The organism is Sinorhizobium sp. CCBAU 05631 (assembly GCF_002288505.1).
GTDB lineage: Bacteria > Pseudomonadota > Alphaproteobacteria > Rhizobiales > Rhizobiaceae > Sinorhizobium > Sinorhizobium fredii_C.
The window spans coordinates 1,479,540-1,501,701 of sequence record NZ_CP023064.1 but is presented as its reverse complement, the minus strand read 5'-3'; the positions used below and the strand labels follow the sequence as shown (position 1 = coordinate 1,501,701).

Annotated in this window: 21 protein-coding genes; 15 read left to right on the top strand and 6 right to left on the bottom strand. The window is 63.4% G+C overall.

Annotated elements, in window-relative coordinates; genetic code table 11:
• Positions 1-337: 337 nt before the first annotated feature.
• The 7 genes from hutC (at position 338) to SS05631_RS32140 (ending at position 7,438) form a co-directional block, all read left to right on the top strand.
• Positions 338-1,045: a histidine utilization repressor gene (gene hutC / locus SS05631_RS26470; protein ID WP_037421356.1), complete on the top strand. Its 708-nt coding sequence runs from the start codon at positions 338-340 to the stop codon at positions 1,043-1,045.
• A gap of 477 nt (positions 1,046-1,522) precedes the next feature.
• The gene (locus SS05631_RS26465) at positions 1,523-3,484 is read left to right on the top strand and encodes an elongation factor G (RefSeq protein WP_037421352.1); all 1,962 of its coding nucleotides are present in this window, start codon (positions 1,523-1,525) and stop codon (positions 3,482-3,484) included.
• 67 nt (positions 3,485-3,551) lie between these two features.
• Positions 3,552-3,770, top strand: coding sequence for an AbrB/MazE/SpoVT family DNA-binding domain-containing protein (locus SS05631_RS26460; RefSeq protein ID WP_037421432.1), 219 nt, complete (start codon positions 3,552-3,554; stop codon positions 3,768-3,770).
• A 207-nt stretch (positions 3,771-3,977) separates the two neighbouring features.
• The gene (locus SS05631_RS26455; RefSeq protein WP_037421349.1) at positions 3,978-5,054 is read left to right on the top strand and encodes an endonuclease/exonuclease/phosphatase family protein; all 1,077 of its coding nucleotides are present in this window, start codon (positions 3,978-3,980) and stop codon (positions 5,052-5,054) included.
• Positions 5,055-5,221: 167 nt separating this feature from the next.
• Positions 5,222-5,842 carry a hypothetical protein gene (locus SS05631_RS26450; RefSeq protein WP_037421429.1) on the top strand — a complete coding sequence of 207 codons (621 nt, stop codon included), beginning with the start codon at positions 5,222-5,224 and terminating at the stop codon, positions 5,840-5,842.
• A 266-nt stretch (positions 5,843-6,108) separates the two neighbouring features.
• Positions 6,109-6,756, top strand: coding sequence for a glutathione S-transferase family protein (locus tag SS05631_RS26445; RefSeq protein ID WP_037421346.1), 648 nt, complete (start codon positions 6,109-6,111; stop codon positions 6,754-6,756).
• A 442-nt stretch (positions 6,757-7,198) separates the two neighbouring features.
• A complete protein-coding gene (locus tag SS05631_RS32140) occupies positions 7,199-7,438 on the top strand; it encodes a hypothetical protein (protein ID WP_244412206.1) in 240 nt (79 codons plus the stop codon).
• A gap of 31 nt (positions 7,439-7,469) precedes the next feature.
• Here SS05631_RS32140 and pepT read toward each other — a convergent pair whose 3' ends face one another.
• Positions 7,470-8,702, bottom strand: coding sequence for a peptidase T (pepT, locus tag SS05631_RS26435; RefSeq protein WP_037421342.1), 1,233 nt, complete (start codon positions 8,700-8,702; stop codon positions 7,470-7,472).
• A 231-nt stretch (positions 8,703-8,933) separates the two neighbouring features.
• Between pepT and SS05631_RS26430 the strand changes: the two genes are divergently transcribed.
• Positions 8,934-9,143, top strand: coding sequence for a dodecin (locus SS05631_RS26430; protein WP_037421425.1), 210 nt, complete (start codon positions 8,934-8,936; stop codon positions 9,141-9,143).
• A 73-nt stretch (positions 9,144-9,216) separates the two neighbouring features.
• Here the strand turns inward: SS05631_RS26430 and SS05631_RS26425 are convergent, their stop codons facing one another.
• The 3 genes from SS05631_RS26425 to SS05631_RS26410 form a co-directional block, all read right to left on the bottom strand.
• On the bottom strand, positions 9,217-10,398 hold the full coding sequence (locus tag SS05631_RS26425; protein ID WP_037421339.1) for an MFS transporter: 1,182 nt from the start codon (positions 10,396-10,398) through the stop codon (positions 9,217-9,219).
• 441 nt (positions 10,399-10,839) lie between these two features.
• The gene (locus tag SS05631_RS26415; RefSeq protein ID WP_037421336.1) at positions 10,840-12,051 is read right to left on the bottom strand and encodes a TIGR03862 family flavoprotein; all 1,212 of its coding nucleotides are present in this window, start codon (positions 12,049-12,051) and stop codon (positions 10,840-10,842) included.
• 26 nt (positions 12,052-12,077) lie between these two features.
• Positions 12,078-13,109 (bottom strand): substrate-binding domain-containing protein, encoded by a 1,032-nt coding sequence (locus tag SS05631_RS26410; RefSeq protein ID WP_037421333.1) that lies wholly within the window; start codon positions 13,107-13,109, stop codon positions 12,078-12,080.
• Between the two features lie 363 nt (positions 13,110-13,472).
• Here SS05631_RS26410 and SS05631_RS26405 point away from each other — a divergent pair, with 363 nt between their 5' ends.
• The 6 genes from SS05631_RS26405 to SS05631_RS26380 all read left to right on the top strand — a co-directional run bounded on the left by SS05631_RS26405 (position 13,473) and on the right by SS05631_RS26380 (position 19,914).
• Complete coding sequence (locus SS05631_RS26405) at positions 13,473-14,735, top strand: ABC transporter substrate-binding protein (RefSeq protein WP_037421329.1); 1,263 nt, start codon at positions 13,473-13,475, stop codon at positions 14,733-14,735.
• Positions 14,736-14,974: 239 nt separating this feature from the next.
• Entirely contained in the window at positions 14,975-15,961 is a 987-nt protein-coding gene (locus SS05631_RS26400) for a sugar ABC transporter permease (protein WP_037421326.1), read from the top strand.
• Positions 15,961-16,791 (top strand): carbohydrate ABC transporter permease, encoded by an 831-nt coding sequence (locus tag SS05631_RS26395; protein ID WP_037421323.1) that lies wholly within the window; start codon positions 15,961-15,963, stop codon positions 16,789-16,791. Before SS05631_RS26400 ends, SS05631_RS26395 begins: the two co-directional genes overlap by 1 nt.
• A 67-nt stretch (positions 16,792-16,858) precedes the next feature.
• On the top strand, positions 16,859-17,884 hold the full coding sequence (locus SS05631_RS26390; protein WP_037421320.1) for an ABC transporter ATP-binding protein: 1,026 nt from the start codon (positions 16,859-16,861) through the stop codon (positions 17,882-17,884).
• A 144-nt stretch (positions 17,885-18,028) separates the two neighbouring features.
• Positions 18,029-18,814, top strand: coding sequence for a ThuA domain-containing protein (locus SS05631_RS26385; RefSeq protein WP_037421318.1), 786 nt, complete (start codon positions 18,029-18,031; stop codon positions 18,812-18,814).
• A gap of 11 nt (positions 18,815-18,825) precedes the next feature.
• Positions 18,826-19,914, top strand: coding sequence for a Gfo/Idh/MocA family oxidoreductase (locus SS05631_RS26380; RefSeq protein ID WP_037421316.1), 1,089 nt, complete (start codon positions 18,826-18,828; stop codon positions 19,912-19,914).
• A 124-nt stretch (positions 19,915-20,038) separates the two neighbouring features.
• Here the strand turns inward: SS05631_RS26380 and SS05631_RS26375 are convergent, their stop codons facing one another.
• Positions 20,039-20,395 (bottom strand): SPW repeat protein, encoded by a 357-nt coding sequence (locus tag SS05631_RS26375; RefSeq protein ID WP_037381884.1) that lies wholly within the window; start codon positions 20,393-20,395, stop codon positions 20,039-20,041.
• Positions 20,396-20,735: 340 nt separating this feature from the next.
• Here SS05631_RS26375 and SS05631_RS26365 point away from each other — a divergent pair, with 340 nt between their 5' ends.
• Positions 20,736-21,548: an AraC family transcriptional regulator gene (locus SS05631_RS26365; protein WP_095678103.1), complete on the top strand. Its 813-nt coding sequence runs from the start codon at positions 20,736-20,738 to the stop codon at positions 21,546-21,548.
• 150 nt (positions 21,549-21,698) lie between these two features.
• Here SS05631_RS26365 and SS05631_RS26360 read toward each other — a convergent pair whose 3' ends face one another.
• Positions 21,699-22,109, bottom strand: a complete 411-nt coding sequence (locus SS05631_RS26360; protein WP_037421304.1) for a DUF2000 domain-containing protein — start codon at positions 22,107-22,109, stop codon at positions 21,699-21,701.
• Positions 22,110-22,162 lie beyond the last annotated feature (53 nt).

Here is a 22,162-nt window from a genome sequence, read left to right as displayed (position 1 = left end):
GATGATCTCCGAAAACTGCGTAAAATTCGGCAATAAGAGCGAATCTGCGCAGATATACTATGCGCCGATTCGTTGCCGAATGACAAACGCTTAGCAAATGGCCGCTTTTTGCTGTGCGGCCGGCTGTTTTCACCAATCTCGTCGGTCAAGTTGTCCGCGGACAACGTTGCCTTACTCTTACTAGGTCATCGCGCCGCATGCGCGAAGCCCGGTGGAAAATCGCCAGGCCGAGGCTGTCGCCGGCGGCGGAAACGGCTAAGGTGCGGGACTGGTCATCAGCGAGGTTCCGGCCATTTCCAACGATCATCCTTCAGAAGACAGAGACCGCTCCGAGCAGTTGTCGCTGCACCAGAGGATCCTGAACGACGTCGAGGGGAATATCCTCTCGGGCCTCTGGCCGCCGGGACACCGGATACCGTTCGAGCACGAGTTGACGGAGCAATATGGCTGCTCGCGGATGACGGTGAACAAGGCGCTGAGCGACCTCGTCAAGCGCGGCCTGATCGAGCGCCGGCGCAAATCCGGCAGCTACGTCACCTTTCCGCATGTCCAATCGGCCGTCATGGAGATCCATGACGTCAGGCTCGAGGTCGAATCGCTCGGCCTCGACTATGCCTACCGTCTCGACGAGCGCGTGCTGCGCAAGGTGACGACCGGCGATGCGGCACGGATTGACCTGCCCGGCTCGGGCCGCCTCATCGACATCACCTGCCGGCATTTCGCCGGCGGACGGCCCTTCTGCCTCGAAGAGCGGCTGATCAATCTTGGGGCCGTTCCGGAGGCGGAAGCCGAGCCCTTCGATGCGGTCGCGCCGGGCTCGTGGCTGCTCGGCCAGATACCCTGGAGCACCGCCGAGCATCGCATCCGAGCGGTGGCGGCCGGCCGGCCGGCGGCCCAGGCGCTCGACATCGCGCCCGGCGCGCCCTGCCTGGTGATCGAGCGGCGCACCTGGAGCGGCGGCGCCCCCGTCACCAGTGTCAGGCTCACCTATCCCGGCGATCGGCACGAGCTCTTCGCCGAATTCGCTCCCGGCGCGAACGGTTAATGCATGTCGCCCAAAGTGTGCAGCGGTTTTGGAATAACGACATGCACAAAAACAAAGACCTAAAGCGCGCCGCGTGAATAAGTTTGAACGCGACGCGCTTTAGTCACCGGCTGACACCCCCGGCCGCACTTATCAGAGACATGTTACCGGCCCCATCCGCGTCATCAGTTCGTCAACAGCAGAATTAAAAAACAACGTCGTTTCAAATAGATAAGCGTTACATCAAATTTCGCCTCCGGTTGCCTATCCGGTAAGGAGCTCCGCAACCGTCGTTCAATGTCGCCTCTGGCTTGGCGCTCTGTCGACCGCCAATGGCAAGCACGGCCCCGGTCCACAGCCTTCACAACTGCTCCGGCTCGAGCACAAGCATCCCCCCCGACGCCACCCGCCAAAAAAACAGCAATCTCTGGTACTTTGCCTCCGAGACGGGCATCCTATCTTCGTAGAAGTGTCATCCTGGCAGAGGGAGGAACGCGGATGCGCTGCTTTACGGTACTCGGTCCTTCGCAGATCGGAAAATCCACGCTCGTGGAAAGGTTGGGCTCGCTGGAAGGCGAGCCGAAAAAGTCAGTTTCCCCTTACGGTCTATCCATCACTGAATTCGATTTTGGCGGCGACGCCTGGTGTGCTCTCGACGTGCCGGGAAACAACGAGGCGCTTGCCCATGCGCAGGATGCGCTGCTGGCGAGCGACGCCTGCGTTCTCTGCGTTTCGCCCGTGGTCGACGAGGCGGTGCTCGCCGCCCCCTATCTCAGGGCGATCGAAGCCTCGCGCACGCCCTGCATCCTCTTCGTCAACCGCATGGACGAGCCGCGCGGCCGGCTGCGCGACGTCGTCGCCGCGCTGCAGGACTATTGCAGCCGCCCGCTGGTTCTGCGGCAAATTCCGATCCGCGACGGCGACAGGATCATCGGCAGCTGCGATCTCATCTCGGAGCGCGCCTGGCGCTATCGCGAGGGCCAGACCTCCTCGCTCTTTGAGTTGCCCGAGAATACGATCGAGCGCGAACACGAGGCGCGTGCCGAGCTGCTGGAGCATCTGTCCGAGTTCGACGACTGGCTGCTCGAGGAATTGATCGAGGACCGCGAGCCGGCGAGCGACACAATCTATGCGATCTCGACTCGAGTGTTGACCGAGAACAGGATCATTCCGGTGCTGCTCGGCGCGGCGAGCCACAGTAACGGCATCATGCGGCTGATGAAGGCGCTGCGCCACGAGGCGCCGCGCGCCGACGCACTGCGCAAGCGCCTGGCCGGGGCCGCCGGCATCGACGAGGCGACGCTGACCGCCGTCAGCTTCCACGCCTATCACCGGCAGAGCGTCGGCAAGACGGTGGTCGCCCGGGCGCTGCAGAACGGCGTCAAGCAGGGGGCGGTGCTCGGCGGCGCCGGGCTCGGCGCGCTCCACGACCCGGCGAGCGGCCGGGCGATGGCGAGCGGCATCACAGTCGCCGGCCAGATCTTCGCCGCGGTGAAATCGGATCACCTCACCGTTCCGGCCCTGGTGACCCCCCATACGACGGTCGCGCCGCCGGAATGGACGGCACCGCCGACGCCGATCCTCGAGCGGATCCTGGTGCCGGAAAGCGAGCGCGACGAGAACAAGCTTTCCGAAACGCTCGCGAAACTCGCCGAAACCGATCGCGGCCTGACCGTCACGCAGGAGGAGGGGACCGGCGCGCAGCTGGTCAGCGTTCAGGGGCCGGTGCACCTGCGCGATATCTGCCGCACGCTTTCGGATGTCTTCCATGTGGCAGTCAGCGAGCGGCCGCCGAGCCCGGTCTATCGGGAGACCATCTCGAAATCGGCTGAGGTTCATTACCGCCACCGCAAGCAAACGGGCGGCGCCGGCCAGTTCGCGGACGTCAAGCTCAGCGTTCATCCGAACGGACGCGGCGAGGGGTTCTCCTTTGCCGAAACCGTCAAGGGCGGTGCGGTGCCGAGGAATTTCATCCCGGCGGTCGAGGCCGGCGCCCGCGAGGCAATGGACAAGGGCCCGCTCGGCTTCAAGGCGATCGACGTCGGCGTACTTTTGACCGACGGCCAGCACCACTCCGTTGACAGCTCCGAATATGCCTTCCGCACGGCCGGCAAGCTCGGCGTCCGGCAGGCGCTCTCGCAGGCAGGCGCGGTGCTGCTGCAGCCGATCTTCCGGGTGGAGATCCATGTGCCGTCGATCTATTCCGGCGCGCTCGTGCCGGTCGTCGCTACCCTCAAGGGCCAGGTGCTCGGCTTCGACCGCGACGAGGCGGCGAAGGGATGGGACATCTTCCGCGCGCTCATCCCAGGCAGCGCCTTCGAGGAACTGGCTCGGTCGCTGAGATCAGCGACTCAGGGCATCGGCTATTTCTCGAAAGCCTTCGATCATTTCGAAGAGCTTTACGGCAAGGAGGCGCAGGCGATCGTCCATGCGCATGGCACCCATGCGAACGAGCATTGAGGAGGCGAGGGGAGCGTCTAGCAATTTGCAACCCTCGCGCTTGAAATGCGTGCATGCGGTTGCGCCGATGAGAAGAACGGCAGTGACCGTCACTGCCAAGGGACAAGTCACGATTCCAAAACAGGTCCGCAACCCGGTGGGAATCGGCCCGGGCACGGCCGGCAGCGTGGTGCTCGTCCCGGCCGACAAGAAGCGGCCCAAGAGCTGCTTTCACCGGCTGCGCGGACATGCCGGCGAGGGACTCAGCACGGATGCCATCATGGCGTTGACGCGCGGCGAACCATGACGCCGGTGGGTACCAACATGCCCTCGACGTCTCTTTTCAGCGAGGCGGGACCCCGACGCCCGCGGCCAAGTTGTTCCCGCAAGTTCGCCGATCGGAGGATCGAGGACCGGCATCTTGGGCGTCATCGCACGCGATGATCCACGTCATCTCCGCGTCGCAAGATTCCTGCTATACTCGGCATGATTGCGATAGCGACCGGGGTGAACAATGAAGCTCAAGCGGCTAGCCATAGGCACCTTCAATCTCTACAACCTGAATGAGCCCGGCCTGCCGATCTACACGAACGCGGACGGCTGGTCGGAAGAGGAATACGGCCGCAAAATCGACTGGACCCAGCGCACCATCCGGCTGCTCCACCCCGACATCTTCGGCTTCCAGGAGCTTTGGCACGCGAATTCGCTGTGGCGCGCGCTTGCCGCGTCCGGACTTGACCAGGACTACGACCTGTTGGCTCCACAGGACGCCAACGGCTCCGGCATCGTCTGCGCGGCGATCGTCCGCAAGGGCCTGCTGGTCGGCGACCCCGAATGGATTGTCGAGTTTCCCGACAAGTTCGTGCTGCGCAGTTCCGGCGACGATCCTCAGACGCCCGCCATCCGCGTCGACATCCCGAGCTTCTCGAGGCCAGTGCTGCATTTCAGGGTCCGGCCGCGCGAGGACCACGAGCCCGTGCATGTCTATGTCTGTCACTTCAAGTCGAAGGCGCCCACCCAGGTCTTTCGGGAGGGCTGGTTCAGGGCCGAGGAAGAGACCTACGGCAAACATGCGGCGAGCCTCGGCGCCGCGATCTCCACCGTGCGCCGCACAGCCGAAGCGGCGGCATTGCGCTTCATGCTGACCGAACAGATGAAGGGCAACCGCACACCGGTCATTGTCCTCGGCGACATCAATGACGGCCAGCACAGCAACACCGCCAATATCCTGACTGCGCAACCGCGCTATCTCGTCGGCGATTCGACCGGCGGCGGCGACATCAGCCTCTATACGGCGCAGACGCTACAGGAATACCGCAGCACGCGGGACGTTTACTACACCCACATCCACCAGGACATCATGGAGTCGCTCGACCACATTCTCGTCAGCGAGGAATTCTATGACAACAGCCGACGGCGCCTATGGATGTTCGACGGCATGACCGTCAACAATGACCACCTCAACTTCGACGACCACGCGGAGAGCGGCACCAACGACCACGGCGTGATCGTTGCCGCCTTCAAGTACAAGCCCATCAGAGCCGAAGCCAGCGATATCGTGGAGGGGCAGCCGACAGGCGGCGGGGGGTAGGCCGCTGCGATCTGGCTGTGGCAGGAGTCTGGAAGGGCATCGGCCGACCGTCTGAAATGGAAAGCGGAAGTTTGGGGGGCCTCGGTGAGGTCTGGTTTGCGCCCAACACCGGACATCGCGGCGTTGCGGTTGAAGACGATATGGTTGGGGTGGCGCCCTGGAGGTACATGATGATTGTTGTTGTGGAAGGCATCAGTGCGGCTGGTAAGACTACCTGGTGCAGATCTCACGGCCGATCATACCTGATCCCCGAGACGTTCCCGGCTGATCGAAAAGCTCAACCCCTTACTGGCATAGCAACCGCTCAATACTGGACCGACTGGAATGCCAGAAGATGGGGCGATGCGCACCAGATAGAACGGGAGAAGGGTCGTGCTATATGCGACACTGACCCTTTGAAGCTGCACTATTCCTGGTGCCTTTGCCAAATCGACGCACTCCCGAAACGCCAGTGGGAACTTCAACTTCAGACAACTAGAACCGCGCTGCGGGAGGAACGGCTGGGATTCGCCGATGCATATTTCGTCAAGGTCATCGACTACCTGACAGCTAAACAACAATGTCAGGGAGACACCTCTCGCGTGCGGGATCGCTTCGAACTGCACTTTCGCTTACAGCCATTCCTCATCCGCTGGTACGAACTTCTGGAAAAGGCTTTGGGAGGCCGAGTGCTTTGGAGGTTGCCAGACGATGGGCTGCCGGCCGACGCTACTTTGGCCAGTGAACTCCGCTACGACATCAACGTATTTGATCGCTTCGTTTCTTCGTTGGAGACAAAAGCAACATAGCGCCTCGTTGCACGTGATGTCCGCATTGGGCCGAAGGCCGAAATTCACCGGTCAGCCGCAAACTTCCACGCTTGGCGCGTTCCCATCTTTAAAAAGGCATTTTGGTCGAGCGTTGGCACGTCGCTTTGAGTAAACCGACTTGATGAGCGCAAACTCACGCCCACAAGCGGCGCATGCCGACCTAATTTAGGACTATGTCGAGCATGCAATGTCGGATTCTCGTTTGGCCGGTCGTCTTCAATACGGACAAGCTATGGAGAACAACAATGGCTATCACCATTACCGCCTTTGAACGCTCGCCCGATCGCGGCCAGGGTCTGGCGCGCGACATGCGCGTTCGCTGGGCGCTTGAAGAAGTGGGTGAGCCTTACGAGGTTCGTCTGCTTTCGTTTAAGGCGATGAAGGAACCCGCGCATCGGGCACTTCAGCCTTTCGGACAAATTCCGACCTATGAGGAAGGCGATCTCGTCCTGTTCGAGTCAGGGGCGATCGTGTTCCATATCGCCGAGGGCCATGCCGGCCTGCTGCCGGACGATGCGAACGCCCGGGCGCGCGCGATCACCTGGATGTTTGCCGCGCTCAACACGGTGGAGCCGCCGATCTTCGACCGTGCCCTCGCCAAGATCCTCGAGCGCGATGAGCCCTGGTACGAAGAGCGCCTGCGTGCCCTCGAGGGAAGCATCCGGAAGCGGCTCGGCGACCTTTCCAGGCACCTTAGCAATGCCGACTGGCTCGACGGCGCGTTCAGCGCCGGTGACCTCTTGATGGTGTCGGTGCTGCTCAGGTTGAAGGGATCGGAATTACTTGAGGAATATCCGAACCTCTCCGCCTATGTCGCCCGAGGCGAAGCGCGGCCCGCATACAAGCGGGCTTTCGCCGCTCAGTTGGCGGTTTTCACCGCATGGGCCGGCTGACAAAGGCCCGCTTCGCAATGCCGGAGAATCTGCTAGGAAGAGGGCGGGTTAGAGGGACAGACGGCGGGACGCACTGCTATCGGCAAGCCTTGGGCTTCCGAAGCGTACGGCTGCCGGCAAGGGGTCTGCATGCGCTTCACGGCAGTTCTTTCGATTGGTTTCGCCATCGCTTTGGCGGGGTGCTCTCAGGTGGCGGAAAAGGCGGAGAACGCCGCCAACCGGTCGTTCACCAGCTTTGCACTGGGCAAGCCTTATGCGGAAGTCGTCAATCTCGGCCAATCGCCGATGGCGCAGCTTTCCGGCTCGGATGCGACCTTCGGGCCCCTGATCGGTGAAACGCGGCTTGCGGACGGCATGACGATCTACCGGCATATGGCGCCCGGCGCCGAGACCCAGACGGGCAGGAATTTCGCCGGCCTGGTTGGCAGCTCCGCGGTTTCGCATGAACAATCGGCTTTCCTACTTCCTGGTCGGCACCGACGGCATCGTCAAGGACTGGGCGACAGGTCCGGTTCAGGGCAGCGCCAGCGACTGCGTCCAATATATCGGTGGCATCGTCAACCGCTGCAACGACATGCGGCAGCTGCAGGCCTCGCTCGCGCTCTACGACCTGCGGGTGACGACCAAGGCCGGCCAGCCCATTTCCAGCTGGGGCAAGCCGGCCGCGCCTGTTGTGAACTGAGCGCGCCAATTCCACCTGACGTCAATATGCGCTAGCTCCGCTCTGCCCAGACCTTCGCCAGTTCGACGATCGTCTTCACCGCCCGTTCCATGTCCTGGCGGCTCACCCATTCCAGCGGCGAGTGGAAGGCGTGGCCGCCGGCGAAGAGGTTGGCGGAAGGCAAGCCCATGAAGGACAGGCGCGACCCGTCGGTGCCGCCGCGGATGCTGCCGCGCACCGGGGTCATGCCGGCGCGGCGGATCGCTTCCAGCGCATTCTCGACGATCTCTGGGTGGCGGTCGAGGATCGCCTTCATGTTGCGATACTGCTCCTTGACCTCGAATCTGTAGCCGGAGCCGGGATAATCCTCGAGGACGCACCGGACCAGCTGATCGAGCATCGCTTCCTTGGCGGCGAGGCCGGCCTCTTCGAAGTCCCGGACGATGAAGCTCAAGGTTGCCCTTTCCATCGAACCGGTGAGCCCGGTCGGATGGACGAAGCCCTCGCGGCCGGCCGTCGTTTCCGGCGCCACGTCCTTCGGCAGCCCCGCGACGATAGCCGACGCGATCTTAATGGCGTTTTCCATCTTGCCCTTGGCGAATCCCGGATGGATGGCGACGCCGTGGATGGTGATGTCGACGCTGTCGGCCGAAAAGGTTTCGTCCTCGATATGGCCGGCGGTCTCGCCGTCGACAGTATAGGCGAACTCGGCATCGAGTTTTTCAAGGTTGACCTTGTCGACGCCGCGGCCGATCTCCTCGTCGGTCGTGAACAGGAGCTTGATCGTTCCGTGGCGGATGTTCGGATTGTCGATGAGCTGCTGGGCGGCCGTGACGATCTCGGCGAGGCCGGCCTTGTCGTCAGCGCCGAGCAGCGTCGTGCCGTCGGTGGTGATGATGTCGTTGCCAATCTGGTCGGCAAGTGCGGGATTGTCGCTGGCGCGGATCACCTGCTGCGGATCGCCCGGAAGCCTGATATCGCCGCCGCCATAGTTGCGGACGATCTGCGGCTTGACGTTCGTGCCGGTGAAATCCGGCGCCGTATCCATATGCGCGCAGAAGCAGATCACCGGCACCGGCTTGTCCATATTGGACGGGATGGTCGCGTAGACGTAGCCGTGCTCGTCGAGATGGGCGTCGGCAAGCCCGATCGCCAGCAGCTCCTCGACCAGCAGGCGGCCGAGGTTCTTCTGTTTTTCGGTGGAGGGCTGCGTCGGCACCTTCGGGTCCGACTGGGTATCGATGACGACGTAGCGCAGGAAACGGTCGGTGACAGTGTCGGCCATGGCGAGCTCCAGGGAGGCATCGAATGGCAACCGCTATAGCCTTTCCGGCTGCCGGGGTGAATTGATTTTCGCCTTGTCGGTGCGCTTTGCCGGCCGGTCGACCGGAAGTTCCGAGCTTTTGCTGGCGGCCGGGACATAACGGGGGCATGATCGTCAAGGTAGCGGCGACGCATGCCGCTCCGCACGACCATGCCAAGATGCCAGATCGGAAAACCCCTTGAGGAGGATACGGTGAGCGGGCACGTCTACAAGAAAGTCGAACTGATCGGAAGTTCTCCGAACTCGATCGACGAAGCCATCGAAACGGCGATTTCGCGGGCTTCGAAAACCATGCGGAACCTCGACTGGTTCGAGGTGGACCAGGTCCGCGGGCAGATCGTCAACGGCGAAGTGGCCCATTATCAGGTGGTGATGAAGGTAGGCTTCCGGATCGACGACTGAACGGCGCGGGAGAGGGAAGTTTGCCGGTGGGCCGGCCGTTTCGTTCGGCCCACCGGCGTTCTGACGCTAAGGCTCAGGCGCCCTGCAGGGCGGCGGTAGAACGCCGATCCAGTGCCCCGCTCCAGAGCGTCAGCAGCAAGGCGAAGGAGACGAGGACGGCACCGACCCAGGGCGTTGCGCCGAGCCCAAGGGCGGAATCGACCACCCGCCCGCCGAGCCAGGCGCCGAGGGCGATGCCGAGGTTGAAGGCGGCGATGTTGAGTGCCGAGGCGACGTCGACGGCGCGGGGGCGGTGCTCCTTGGCGAGCTGGACGACATAGAGCTGCAGCCCCGGGACATTGGCGAAGGAGAGGAAGCCGAGGGCAGCCAGCGTGGCGAGCGTCGGCACTGGCGAAGCCGCCGTGAAGGAGAAGGTGAAGAGCACCAGCGCCTGGAGGAGAAACAGGCCAGCAAGCGCCTTCACCGGATTGGCATTGGCGATCCGCCCGCCGGCGAGATTGCCGACGGCAATGGCTATGCCGTAGAGCACTAGGATCAGGCTGACGCTTTCGGCAGAAAAGCCGGTGATCTGTTCAAGGATCGGCGCCAGATAGGTGAAAGCGACGAAGGTGCCGCCATAGCCGAGTGCGGTCATGGCGAAGACGATCAGCAGGCGGCCGGAAGAAAGCACGCGGAGCTGGTCGGCAAGCCTTGCCGGGGTGGCCTTGGAGAGCCTCTTCGGCAACAGCGCCGCGATGCCGATAAAGGCGATAACGCCGAGCGCCGCGACCGCCCAGAAGGTGGTGCGCCAGCCGAAGATCTGGCCGATATGGGTGCCGATCGGCACGCCGGTGACGATCGCCACGGTGAGCCCCATGAACATCATGGCGATCGCCGAGGCGCGGCGGTTTTCCGGCACGAGATCGGCGGCGATCGTCGAGCCGACGGAGAAGAAGACGCCGTGGGCGAAGGCCGAGAGCACGCGCGCGGCAAGCAGCATTTCATAGTTTGGCGATAGCGCCGCGGCCGTGTTGCCGGCGATGAACAGCGCCATCAGGCCGAGAAGCAGCGGCTTGCGCCCGATCCGGCCCGTGAGGGCCGTGAGGACCGGTGCGCCGAAGGTGACGCCGAGCGCATAGACGCTGACGATCAGGCCGGCGAGCGGCAGGGTGATGCCGAGGTCGGCCGCGACCGTTGGCAGCAGGCCGACAATGACGAATTCTGTGGTGCCGATTGCGTAGGCCGCGATCGTCAGGGCGAAGATGGCTAAAGGCATGGCAAATCCGTTTCCGCCTCCCGTTCGGAAAGGGAAGGGAGGCTCGAGGGGCGTTGACGCGATGAGTCTTTCGCAGTGCAATATGCGGGCGGCGCGCCGCTTCGATAAGGCGCTGGCGGGTCGAAATGCCTGTGAATGAGATTCACGAATGAAGGTCAGATGGGCTTGCGGATCATGGGCCGGCCGGGCTTGGAGCGGATTTCGATCGGATGGGAAACGGTGTCAGTCGGGAGCGCTTGATACCCCCCTCTGCCCTGCCGGGCATCTCCCCCACAAGGGTGGAGATCGGCGAGTGGCAATGTCCCGCCCCATCAAATATCCAATACATGGATGTGCCTTTCGGCATGGACAGGTTGGCGTGGGGCAGAGCGGCGCTTCCAGCCAATCTCCCCCCTTGTGGGGGAGATGCCCGGCTGGGCAGAGGGGGGTGCCTCCGATGCACTAACCGCCTGCCAGCCACCTTTCGATGCCGCGGGCTGCGGCGCGTCCGGTCGCAAGGCAGGCGGTCAGCAGATAGCCGCCGGTCGGGGCCTCCCAGTCGAGCATCTCGCCGGCGACGAAGAGGCCGGGAAGCGCCTTCAGCATGTAGTGGTCGTGGATCTGATCGAGGCCGATGCCGCCCGCCGAGGAAATTGCCTCGGCGATCGGCCGCGGCCGCAGGAGCGGGATGGGCACAGCCTTGATCGCGGCCGCAAGCCACGTCGGGTCGGCCTTGGGCGCCTCCGGCATGAGTTCGCGCAGGAGCGCCGCCTTGACACCTTCGAGTCCGGCGGCCTTTCTGAGGCGATTGGAAAAGCTTGCCTTGCCGTCCTGCCGAGCGAGGTCGCGCGTCAGGCGCTCCGCGGTCCGGCCCGGCGCCAGATCCAGCGTAAGTAAACTCTTACCATCTCGTTCGAGCCGGTCGCGCAGGCTTGCGGCATGGGCATAGACGAGGCTGCCTTCGATGCCGTGGCGGCTGACCACGAATTCGCCCTGAAGGGCGCCGGCCTCGGACGAGGCGACGACGGATTTCAGCGGTTCGCCGGCAAAGCGCTCGCGGAAGGCCGCGCTCCAGGCGACGTCGAAGCCGCAATTGGCGGGGCGAAAGGTGCGGACGTCCACGCCTCTTTCGCTGAGCCACGGCACCCAGGCGGCATCCGAGCCGAGCCGTGGCCAGCTTGCGCCGCCGAGCGCCAGCAGGGCGGCATCGCAGCGGACGATCTTGCGCCCTTCCGGCGCCTCGAAGAGATAGCCGTCTTCGGCAAAGCCCAGCCAGCGATGGCGGGTCAGCAGCGTGACCCCCTGGCCCTCCAGCCGGCGCAGCCAGGCGCGCAAGAGCGGCGAGGCCTTCATCGCCTTCGGAAAGACGCGGCCGGAGGAGCCGACGAAGGTCTCGGTGCCGAGACCTTCCGCCCAGGCCCGCACGTCGTCCGGAGTGAAGGCGTCGAGGGCCGGGCGCAGGCGATCGGAGGCGGCGCCGAAGCGGGTGGCGAAACGGCGATAGTCTTCGCCATGGGTGATGTTGAGGCCGGACTTGCCGGCGAGCAGGAACTTGCGGGCGGCGGTCGGCATCGCCTCGTAGATCGTCACCGCATAATCGGCCGTGGATAGCACCTCGGCGGCCATCAGGCCGGCCGGCCCGCCGCCGATGATCGCGATTTCTCTCCCTTCCATCAATACTCCGTCCATTCGAGCTGCAATCAGGAGCGTGGTTCGGTCTGCGGCGGCGGAGCGGTCGACTCGCGCAGGATGAGTTCGACGGGCCAGAGCTCATGGATCTCTTCCGCCGTCCGCCCGCCGAGGAGTTGCAGCACGAGGTCCGCCGCTCGTGCCCCAGCCGCGCGGATCGAGGAGCGGGTCGCCGACAGCGACGGCACCATGTTGTCGGCCGTCAGATAGGGAAAGACGTCGTCATGGGCGATCACCGATATGTCCCGTCCGACGACCAGCCCGCGGGAACGCACGGCGCGGTAGATCCCAAGTGCCGTCATCATCGAGCCGGCGACGAATGCCGTCGGCCGCGGCGATTGCTCGAGAAAGGACCGGGCGAAGCGGAAGCCGAGTTCGTCGGTGAAATGGCCGTGGGCGACGAGGCGCGGATCGAAGGGAAGGCCCCGCTCCTCGAGGGCGTCGCGATAGCCCTTGTCGCGGTGCAGGGAAAAGGTTCGGCCGGCACGGCCATTGATCATCGCGATGCGCCGGTGACCGAGATCGATGAGATGCGATGTCGCCCGCCGGATCGCCCCTTCGTTGTCGATGTCGAGCCACGCGTGCGGCACGTCAGTCTCGGAGCGGCCGTGCACCAGGAAAGGAAAGCCGAGCTCACGAAGAAAGGCGATGCGCTCGTCGTTCGGCTCCGGCGAATGGACGATCACCGCATCAACCCGGCCGCTGGTGACGAGCCGGCTGAAGAGTGGAATCTCGTCGGTCAAACCCCGGTCCGCCGTCGGGCTGACGAGAATGTCGATGTCCTCTCCGTCGAGCCTCTCGGCCATACCGCTCATGAATTCGGCAAACTGAAATTCCCCTGTGCGGCCCATGACGACGCCGATCGCCCCGGCGCGTCCAGTAACCAGGCGCACAGCGTTGATATTCGGGCGATAGCCGAGCCGCACGGCCTCTTCCGCGACGCGTTTACGGGTCTTCTCGCTGACCTCCGGATAGCCGCTGAGCGCGCGGCTGACCGTCGTCGGGGAAAGCCCCAGTTGGCGGGCGAACTCCTTGAGCTTCATGCGGCCTATCTATTCCTTAACCCCTTTGCCTCGAGGAGGAATATACGCCTTTTACACCAGGGACAACCGATCGGCGCTCCTCGTACTTGCCCACCCGATGGCGTGACATTTAGCCAAATCGTTTTAAAATTTTGCGTGTTGCACGACCGATAAATTTTCGGGGGCAGAATTTTCAAAGAGGAGTTGTAAACAGCGTAAGGCGCTGAAACAACGGCGTTAAGTTCCTTCGCATCTGGCGAATGCCGGTATGCGCAGCGGCGTATTGACAACAATCTGGCCTTCTGACAGTTTTTTCCAGCCAAACCGTTTTCGAATTTGCTGAGGAGCTTTCGAGCGGTGGGGGATTTGGAGGAGCCATCGACCATGACACTGCTTCTGAGGACCTTGACTTTCTGCGCCGCTCTCGGCGCCGCTGATCTTGCCGCCGCCGCCGAGCTCTCGCTCGCTGCCAACACCACCGGCAAGAACGTGAATTTCATGCGCGAGCAGCTCGACGCCTTCGAGAAGAAGACCGGCCACAAGGTCAGTCTCGTCACCATGCCGCCATCGAGCAGCGAGCAGTTCAGCCAGTACCGGCTGTGGCTGGCCGCCGGGAACAAGGATGTCGACGTCTATCAGACGGACGTCATCTGGGCGCCGCAGCTCGCCGATCAATTCGTCGATCTGACCAAGGCTGCGAAAGACGTCGCCGGTGAACATTTCCCGTCGATCATCCAGTCGCAGACCGTCAACGGCAAGCTGGTGGCGCTGCCGATTTTCACCGACGCGCCGGCGCTCTACTACCGCAAGGATCTGCTGGAGCAATACGGCAAGGCGCCGCCGAAGACCTGGGACGAATTGGCGTCGACCGCCAAGGAGATCCAGGAGAAGGAGCGTGCCGCCGGAAAGGCGGACGTCTGGGGCTTCGTATTCCAGGGCAACGCCTATGAGGGGCTGACTTGCAATGCGCTCGAATGGATCAAGTCCTCCGGCGGCGGCCAGATCGTCGAGCCCGACGGGACGATTTCCGTCAACAACGAGAAGGCGGCCGCGGCCATCGAGCGCGCCAAGGCATGGATCGGCACGATCTCGCCTGAGGGCGTGCTTGCCTATCAGGAGGAAGAGTCGCGCGGCGTCTGGCAGACCGGCAATGCGGTCTTCATGCGCAACTGGCCCTATGCCTATGCGCTCGGCAACGGTGATGACAGTGCCGTCAAGGGCAAGTTCGACGTCATGCCGCTGCCGACCGCGACCGATGGCGAAAAGCCCTCCTCGACGCTTGGCGGCTGGAACCTCGCAGTGTCGAAATATTCCGACGAGCAGCAAGCTGCGATCGAGCTCGTCAAGTTCCTCTCGTCCAAGGAAGTGCAGAAGGCGCGGGCGCTCCAGCTGTCACAGCTGCCGACGATCGCCGCCCTTTACGACGATCCGGAAATCGCCGCCGCCCAGCCCTTCATGCCGAACTGGAAGCCGATCTTCCAGAGCGCCGTGCCGCGTCCCTCCGCAGTGACCAAGGTCAAGTATAACGAGGTGTCCTCGAAGCTCTGGAGCGCCGTTCACAACACGCTCTCCGGCGACGGAACTGCCGCCGAAAATCTCGAACTCTTGGAGGTAGAGCTGACCGAGCTCAAAGGCGACAGCTGGTAAACCTCCCCGGGCGGGGAGGCACTGTAAAACTCTGTACCTCTCTCCCCGCCTTGCAGCCGTCGCCGGGGATGGCGGCCACTCCGGCCGCCATTCCCTTAGAACCTGGAGCGAGATGCGCTCACCTAAAATCGCGCCGCCGCTCTATCTGTCTGTTTTTGCCGCATGTGTGCGAGGTCGGGTGACTTCACCTGACTGCAAAATGCTCTGGCGAAAGCCGAACGGCAAAGGGGAGCCAATCCATGACCGATCTCACTGTCGCGGACCCGCCGGCCGCGCTTGCGCAGGCGAGACATATCAATTCGGACCTCAAGGCCCAGCGGGTCCGCTCCGCCTGGGTGTTCCTGGCGCCGACGCTCCTGGTCTTGGCGCTGGTCGCCGGCTGGCCGCTCGTCAGGACCATCTATTTCAGCTTCACCAATGCGTCGCTGACCAACCTTTCCGGCGCCGAGTTCGTCGGCCTGCAGAACTATCTTTCCTGGATCACGCTGAAGAGCGGCCGCACAATCTACAAGGGCCTGCTCGCCGATCCGGCCTGGTGGAACGCGGTCTGGAACACGCTGAAATTCACCGTCGTCTCGGTCAGCATCGAGACGGCGCTGGGGCTCGTCGTGGCGCTGGTGCTGAACGCCCATTTCCCCGGCCGCGGCCTCGTTCGCGCGGCGATCCTCATTCCCTGGGCGATCCCGACGATCGTCTCGGCCAAGATGTGGGCCTGGATGCTCAACGACCAGTTCGGCATCCTGAACGAGATACTGCTCGGGCTCGGCCTGATCAGCCAGAAGATCGCCTGGACCGCAAGTCCAGATACGGCGATGGTGGCGGTGCTCATCGTCGACGTCTGGAAAACGACGCCGTTCATGGCCCTCTTGATCCTCGCCGGACTGCAGATGGTGCCGGTCGACATCTACGAGGCGGCGAGGATCGACGGGGTGCATCCGCTCAAGGTATTCTGGCGGGTAACATTGCCGCTTATCCGGCCGGCGCTGATGGTGGCGGTGATCTTCCGCATGCTCGACGCGCTGCGCATCTTCGACCTGATCTACGTGCTGACGCCCAACAATGCGCAGACGAAGACGATGTCGGTGCTCGCCCGCGAGAACCTGTTCGATTTCGACAAGTTCGCCTATGGGGCGGCCGCCTCGACGATGCTGTTTTTGATCATCGCCTCGATCACCGTCCTCTACATGTGGTTCGGGCGCGTCAATTTCGATGGAGGGGAGCGCTGATGGCCGCCACGCTTGCAAAGCGCACCGCTTTCTACCTGCTCGTCGCCACGATCATCGTGATTGCGGTCTTTCCGTTCTATTACGCTATCCTGACCAGCCTCAAATCCGGCACCGCCCTGTTCCGCGTCGATTACTGGCCGAGCGAACTGTCGCTGGCGAATTACACCAGCGTCGTCTCGAGCAGCAGTTTCATCCGCAATCTCGGGAATTCGCTGCTGGTGGCAACGCTGGTCGTCGCCATCTCGCTGCTGTTCGCGGTCACCGCCGCTTACGCGCTCGGCCGGGTGCGCTTCCGGGGCCGGTCGCTGCTGCTCTTGACCATTCTGTCGGTGTCGATGTTCCCGCAGATCGCCGTTCTTGCCGGTCTCTTCGAGCTCATCCGTGGCATCGGCATCTTCAACACGCCGCTGGCGCTGATCTTTTCCTACATGATCTTCACCCTGCCCTTCACCGTCTGGGTGCTGACCACCTTCATGCGCGACCTGCCGGTGGAGATCGAGGAGGCGGCGATCGTCGACGGCGCTTCGCCCTGGGTGATCATCACGCGGGTGTTCATGCCGCTGATGTGGCCGGCCTTGGTCACCACCGGCCTGCTCGCCTTCATAGCCGCCTGGAACGAATTCCTGTTCGCCCTGACGTTTACTTCGTCGGACGTGCAGCGCACCGTGCCGGTAGCGATCGCGCTGCTTTCGGGCAGCAGCAACTTCGAAATCCCCTGGGGCAACATCATGGCCGCATCGGTGATCGTCACGGTACCGCTCGTGGTGCTGGTGCTGATCTTCCAGCGGCGGATCATTTCCGGCCTGACGGCCGGTGGCGTCAAAGGCTAGCGCGGGATGAGGAAAAGTGTGCGCGGTTTTCCGCCCGCATCCCGCGTGATTTAGGGAGTTAAGAGAGATGGCAGAGCTGCAATTGCGCGACATTCGCAAGGCCTTCGGCGCCTATGAGGTGATCAAGGGCGTCAGCATGGACATAAGGGCAGGGGAGTTCATGGTTTTCGTCGGCCCTTCCGGCTGCGGGAAATCGACTCTGCTAAGATTGCTCGCCGGTCTGGAGGAGATCACCTCCGGCACACTCGCCTTCGACGGGAAGGTGGTCAATCATCTCGTCCCGTCGAAACGCGGCATCGCCATGGTGTTCCAGTCCTATGCGCTCTATCCGCACATGACGGTCTTCGAGAACATGGCCTTCGGCATGCAACTTGCCGGCAAGGACAAGGAGCAGTGCCGCAAGCGGGTCGAGGCGGCGGCGGAGATGCTTCAGCTCGCCCCCTACCTCCAGCGCCTGCCGCGCCAGCTCTCCGGCGGCCAGCGGCAGCGCGTCGCCATTGGCCGGGCGATCGTGCGCGATCCGAAGGTCTTCCTGTTCGACGAGCCGCTTTCCAATCTCGATGCGGCGCTGCGGGTTGCGACCCGCATCGAGATCGCCAAGCTTCATCGCAGCATGCACAAGACGACGATGATCTATGTCACCCATGACCAGGTCGAGGCGATGACGCTCGCCGATCGCATCTGCGTGCTGCGCGACGGGCGCGTCGAGCAGATCGGCACGCCGCTCGAGCTTTATGAAAACCCGAACTCGGTGTTTGTCGCCGGCTTCATCGGCTCGCCGAAGATGAACTTCCTCTCGGGCGCCTTTGCCGAGCTCTACCAGGCTGCGACGATCGGCATTCGGGCCGAGCACCTTGAGATCGCCGAGGACGGGCAATGGACAGGAACCGTCGTCCACTCCGAAATGCTCGGATCGGACAGCTATATCTATCTCGACATCGGCACCGGCGAACCGGTGATCGTCCGCGAGAACGGCACGTCCCGGCATCAGCCCGGGGAGACGCTGCCGATCTCGCCGCAGGCCGGACAGATCCACCGCTTCGATGCGGCGGGGCGGTCGATCGGCCGGCAGATCATGCGAGGTGCCGCCTGATTAGATCGCATCGATTTCGGATCATTTCCAAAAGCCAGACGTTAGACCCGGTAGGGCGAAATCCCAGCCCGACCTCGGTCGACTGATTCAATTCACGGACAGCGGGCACCCGCGGCGGATGCCCCAACCAGCAGGAGAACGACCTTGTCTATCAACGCCATTGTATGGGGTGAGAACATCCATGAGCAGACGAATGCCGTCGTCAGGGAAATCTATCCGGACGGCATGCACAACACGATCGCTAAGGCGCTCAACAGCGATCCGGCGATCAAGGCGACGACGGCGACGCTGCAGGAGCCGGAGCACGGGCTGAGCGAAGAGCGGCTGGCATCGGCCGACGTGCTTCTGTGGTGGGGCCACAAGGATCACGGCGCCGTCGACGACAGGATCGTCGAGCGGGTCGCCAAGCGGGTCTGGGAGGGGATGGGGCTGATCGTGCTGCATTCCGGTCATTTCTCGAAGGTCTTCAAGCGGCTGATGGGCACGCCCTGCGCGCTGAAATGGCGCGAAGCGGGCGAGCGCGAGCGCGTTTGGGTGGTCAACCCGCGCCATCCGATTGCCGAAGGCCTCGGCGACAATTTCGTCATCGAGCACGAGGAGATGTATGGCGAGCAGTTCTCCGTGCCAGAGCCGCTGGAGACGGTGTTCATCTCCTGGTTCGCCGGCGGCGAGGTGTTCCGCTCGGGGCTGACCTGGCGGCGCGGCGCCGGCAGTATCTTCTATTTCCGCCCAGGTCACGAGACCTACCCGACCTATCATGATGAGACGGTTCAGCACGTGTTGCGCAATTCGGTGAAATGGGCCTACAACCCGCAAGGCACCTACAAGGCGATCCACGAGGCGCCGAACGTGCCGGTGGAAAAGGCGCTGGAGCCAATCGTCGAGCGCGGCCCGAAGTTGCACCGCGCCGGCGAAGCCGGTTACAGATGAGGAGGGGGCCTATGCGTCTCTTGATCGTTGGAACCGGCGGCATGGCGAACAGCCATGCAAACGCCTTCGCCAAGATAGACGGCGTCGAGATGGTCGGCGCCGTCGATGTCGACCCGAACCGCGCCAAGGCCTTTGCCGAGCAACACGGCATCGAGCACACCTTCACATCGCTGGAGGAGGCGATCGCTAGGGGTGAGTTCGACGCCGCGACGAATGTCACGCCAGATAAGGCGCACCATCCGACAACGCTGGCGCTGATTGCCGCCGGCAAGCACGTGCTTTGCGAGAAACCGCTGGCGGAGAATTACGAGAAGGCCGCGGAAATGGCCGCGGCGGCGGAACGCTCCGGTCTCGTCGCCATGGTCAACCTCACCTACCGCAATGTGGCGCCGCTGCAGAAGGCGCGCGAACTGGTGCTTTCCGGCGCGATCGGCGAGGTCAGGCATCTGGAAGCCTCCTACCTGCAGAGTTGGCTGGTCTCGAAGGCGTGGGGCGACTGGGCAAGCGAATCGAAATGGCTGTGGCGGCTCTCGACCAAGCACGGCTCGAACGGCGTGCTCGGCGACGTCGGCATCCACATTCTGGATTTCGCCGGCTACGGCGCCGGGATTTCGGTCGAGCGGGTGTTCGCCCGACTGAAGGCCTTCGACAAGGCACCCGGCAACCGCATCGGCGAATATGACCTCGATGCCAATGACAGTTTCGCGATGACGGTGGAGTTCGACAGCGGCGCCATGGGCGTCATCCATGCGAGCCGCTGGGCGACCGGACACTTGAACGAGCTGCGGCTGAGGCTGCATGGCGACAGAGGTGCGCTGGAGGTGATCCACACGCCGGACGGCTCGAGCCTGCGGGCGTGCCTCGGTGCCGACGTCGAAAAGGCCATCTGGCGCGAGGTCGATGCGGGGACGGTGCCGACCAATTATGAGCGTTTCGTCGCCGCGGTTCGGACGGGGCAGATGGCCGAGCCCGGCTTCCGCCATGCCGCCGACCTGCAGAAGGTGCTTGATCTGGCGATCGAAACCGAGCGCGAACGGCGGGAACTCGGCGTCGCCGAGATGGAATGGGTCCAGGACGGGCGGCTCGCCGTCGGCGGGTGACACAAAACTGCTCCCGCCTTCAGGTCATTCCAAAGGCGGGAGACAGGCATCGCGATCGGCGTTCACAGGAACGCCGCTCCATTGAAACGATGACGGCTTCGGTTTGAACCGAAGCCGTCGCGTTTCAGGCGTGCGAATGGTGACGATAATCCCAGACCGCCCAGGCGGCGATTGCCGCGACGAGCACGCCGAGGATGACGTGAGTCCACATCGCGTTCACATTCGCCATGAAGCCGAGCAACCAGGGAGAAACGATCAACCACAGGCCGATCACCATATTGGCCCATTCCTCCCACTCGGCGAAGGCCGAAAGGGTCGCGACCGCCAGGGCGCCGAGCACGATCGCGGCGATCCAGGCGTTCCAGGTCGCCGTCGTATCCGAGGCGAAGCCGATGACCCAGGGAGAGAGGAACAGGCAGACTGCCAGGACCAGATTGGCCCAATCCTGGCTTCTTCTTCCTGCCATGAGAGTGTTGGGCATGACAACCTCCACGTATGAAGCTTGATCAAAGCGTCACCACTCTCGTGCAACACACGTCCCAGCGCAGGCCGTTTGCACGGTTGCCGTAACGCCTTGAATTGCTGGCGTAATTTTATCCTGAAATCGTACCGAATTCAAGAAATCCTGCAATTAGCGGTTTTTGCAGATTATTCCCGTTGCGCATGATCTGCGCGGAGCGCCGTAAGGCGGCCGCGCCGAGGTTGCTTTCGGTCCCGGCACTGCCGGTCCTGGCCTGCGATTCATCGTTCCAGCGGCATTTGTTTCGGTCGGCAAACCGTCCTATGACAGTGGCGACCGAAACAGTTTCTGCGAGGCCCGCATGGCTCACCGCCCCGTCGACGCCCACTCCTTCTGGCGCGATCCGGCGCTCCCCTTTCTTGAGGGGCGCCAGGTCGCCGACGGGCGCGACGTCTGCTACGGGCTTCACAGCCACCCGACCTTTTCGATCGGCACGGTCACCGGCGGCCGCAGCAGCTACCGCAACGGCCGCCACCGGCACGACGTGTCGGCCGGTTCAGTCGTGCTGATGAACCCGGAAGAGGCGCATGCCTGCAATCCGCTTCAAAACGTCCCCTGGAGCTACCGCATGCTCTACGTGGATCTGGCGTGGTTGCATGAGATGCAAGACGCGGCCGACTTCAGACCCTATGCCGCCGTGGTGAGCGCAGATCCCAATCTCTATCGCCGCCTCGAGCGATTGTTCGACATGCTGTTCGACACGAAAATCGAGGCGCTTGCCAAGGAATGCGCGGCGGCCGCCTTCTTCGGCGAACTTGACGGTCGCCTCGAAAGGATCGAGGCGCCGGCTGCGCCGGCCGCGCCCAGCCTCAACCGGGCCGCGGATTTCATTACCGAGTATTGCACGCGCCGCCTGCGGCTCCATGAGATCGCCGACGTCTCGGGGTTGTCGCCCTCCTATCTGGTGCGGGCCTTCCGGGCGCGCTACGGCATGACGCCGCACGCCTACCAGCTGAACCGCCGCATCCAGTTCGGGCAAAGCGAGCTGCGTCGCGGCCGGCCGATCGTTGATGTGGCGCTATCGGCCGGTTTTGCCGATCAGGCCCATTTCCAGCGGGTGTTCAAGCGGCATGTGGCGGCGACGCCGCGCCAATATGCAAGGCCTGCCCCGTGAAATCGACCGTTGCGGCGGCCGCGTGACTCATGCTGGCACGGAAGCTGCGGCGCAGGCCGGTGGTGCGGCCGTCGATGTTGACCGTTCCTCCAAGGTGCGATGTGGCAAAGGTGAAGGAACTCATCGAAGAGTGCCAGCGACATCGGCCACCTATTTCATCAGCGGCAGGTCGCCGGTCAGCGAGCGGACCAGCTTGGCGGGGCCATGGAGACAAAGGCCGAGATAGCGTAGATCGTCATGCCGCGTCTCGCCGATACCGAGCTCGTAGGCCTCGTAGCTCTTGGCGCGCTGCGCCGACTCGGTGACGCCGATCACGCTGAGCCCGGATGCTTCCTGCGCCGCAGCCCGCAGCTTCAGTTCCATCAGCCCGGCGGCATCCGACATCAGCATGGGCATGACGATAGTGGTGATGCCCTGATGACGATTGCCGTCCGCGTCGTGAACTGGATGGCCGACCAGATCCGGGCGCTCCTTGCCGAGAGTCATGGCCAGCATGGCGGCGGTGTTGGCGATCAGGCCTCGCGGCAAGCCGTGGTCGATGACGAATGCGCAGCGTGTCACGGGTTTCCTCAAGCGTGGGTTCAGACGCCCGGAAGGTAAGCACCGGCCGGCCG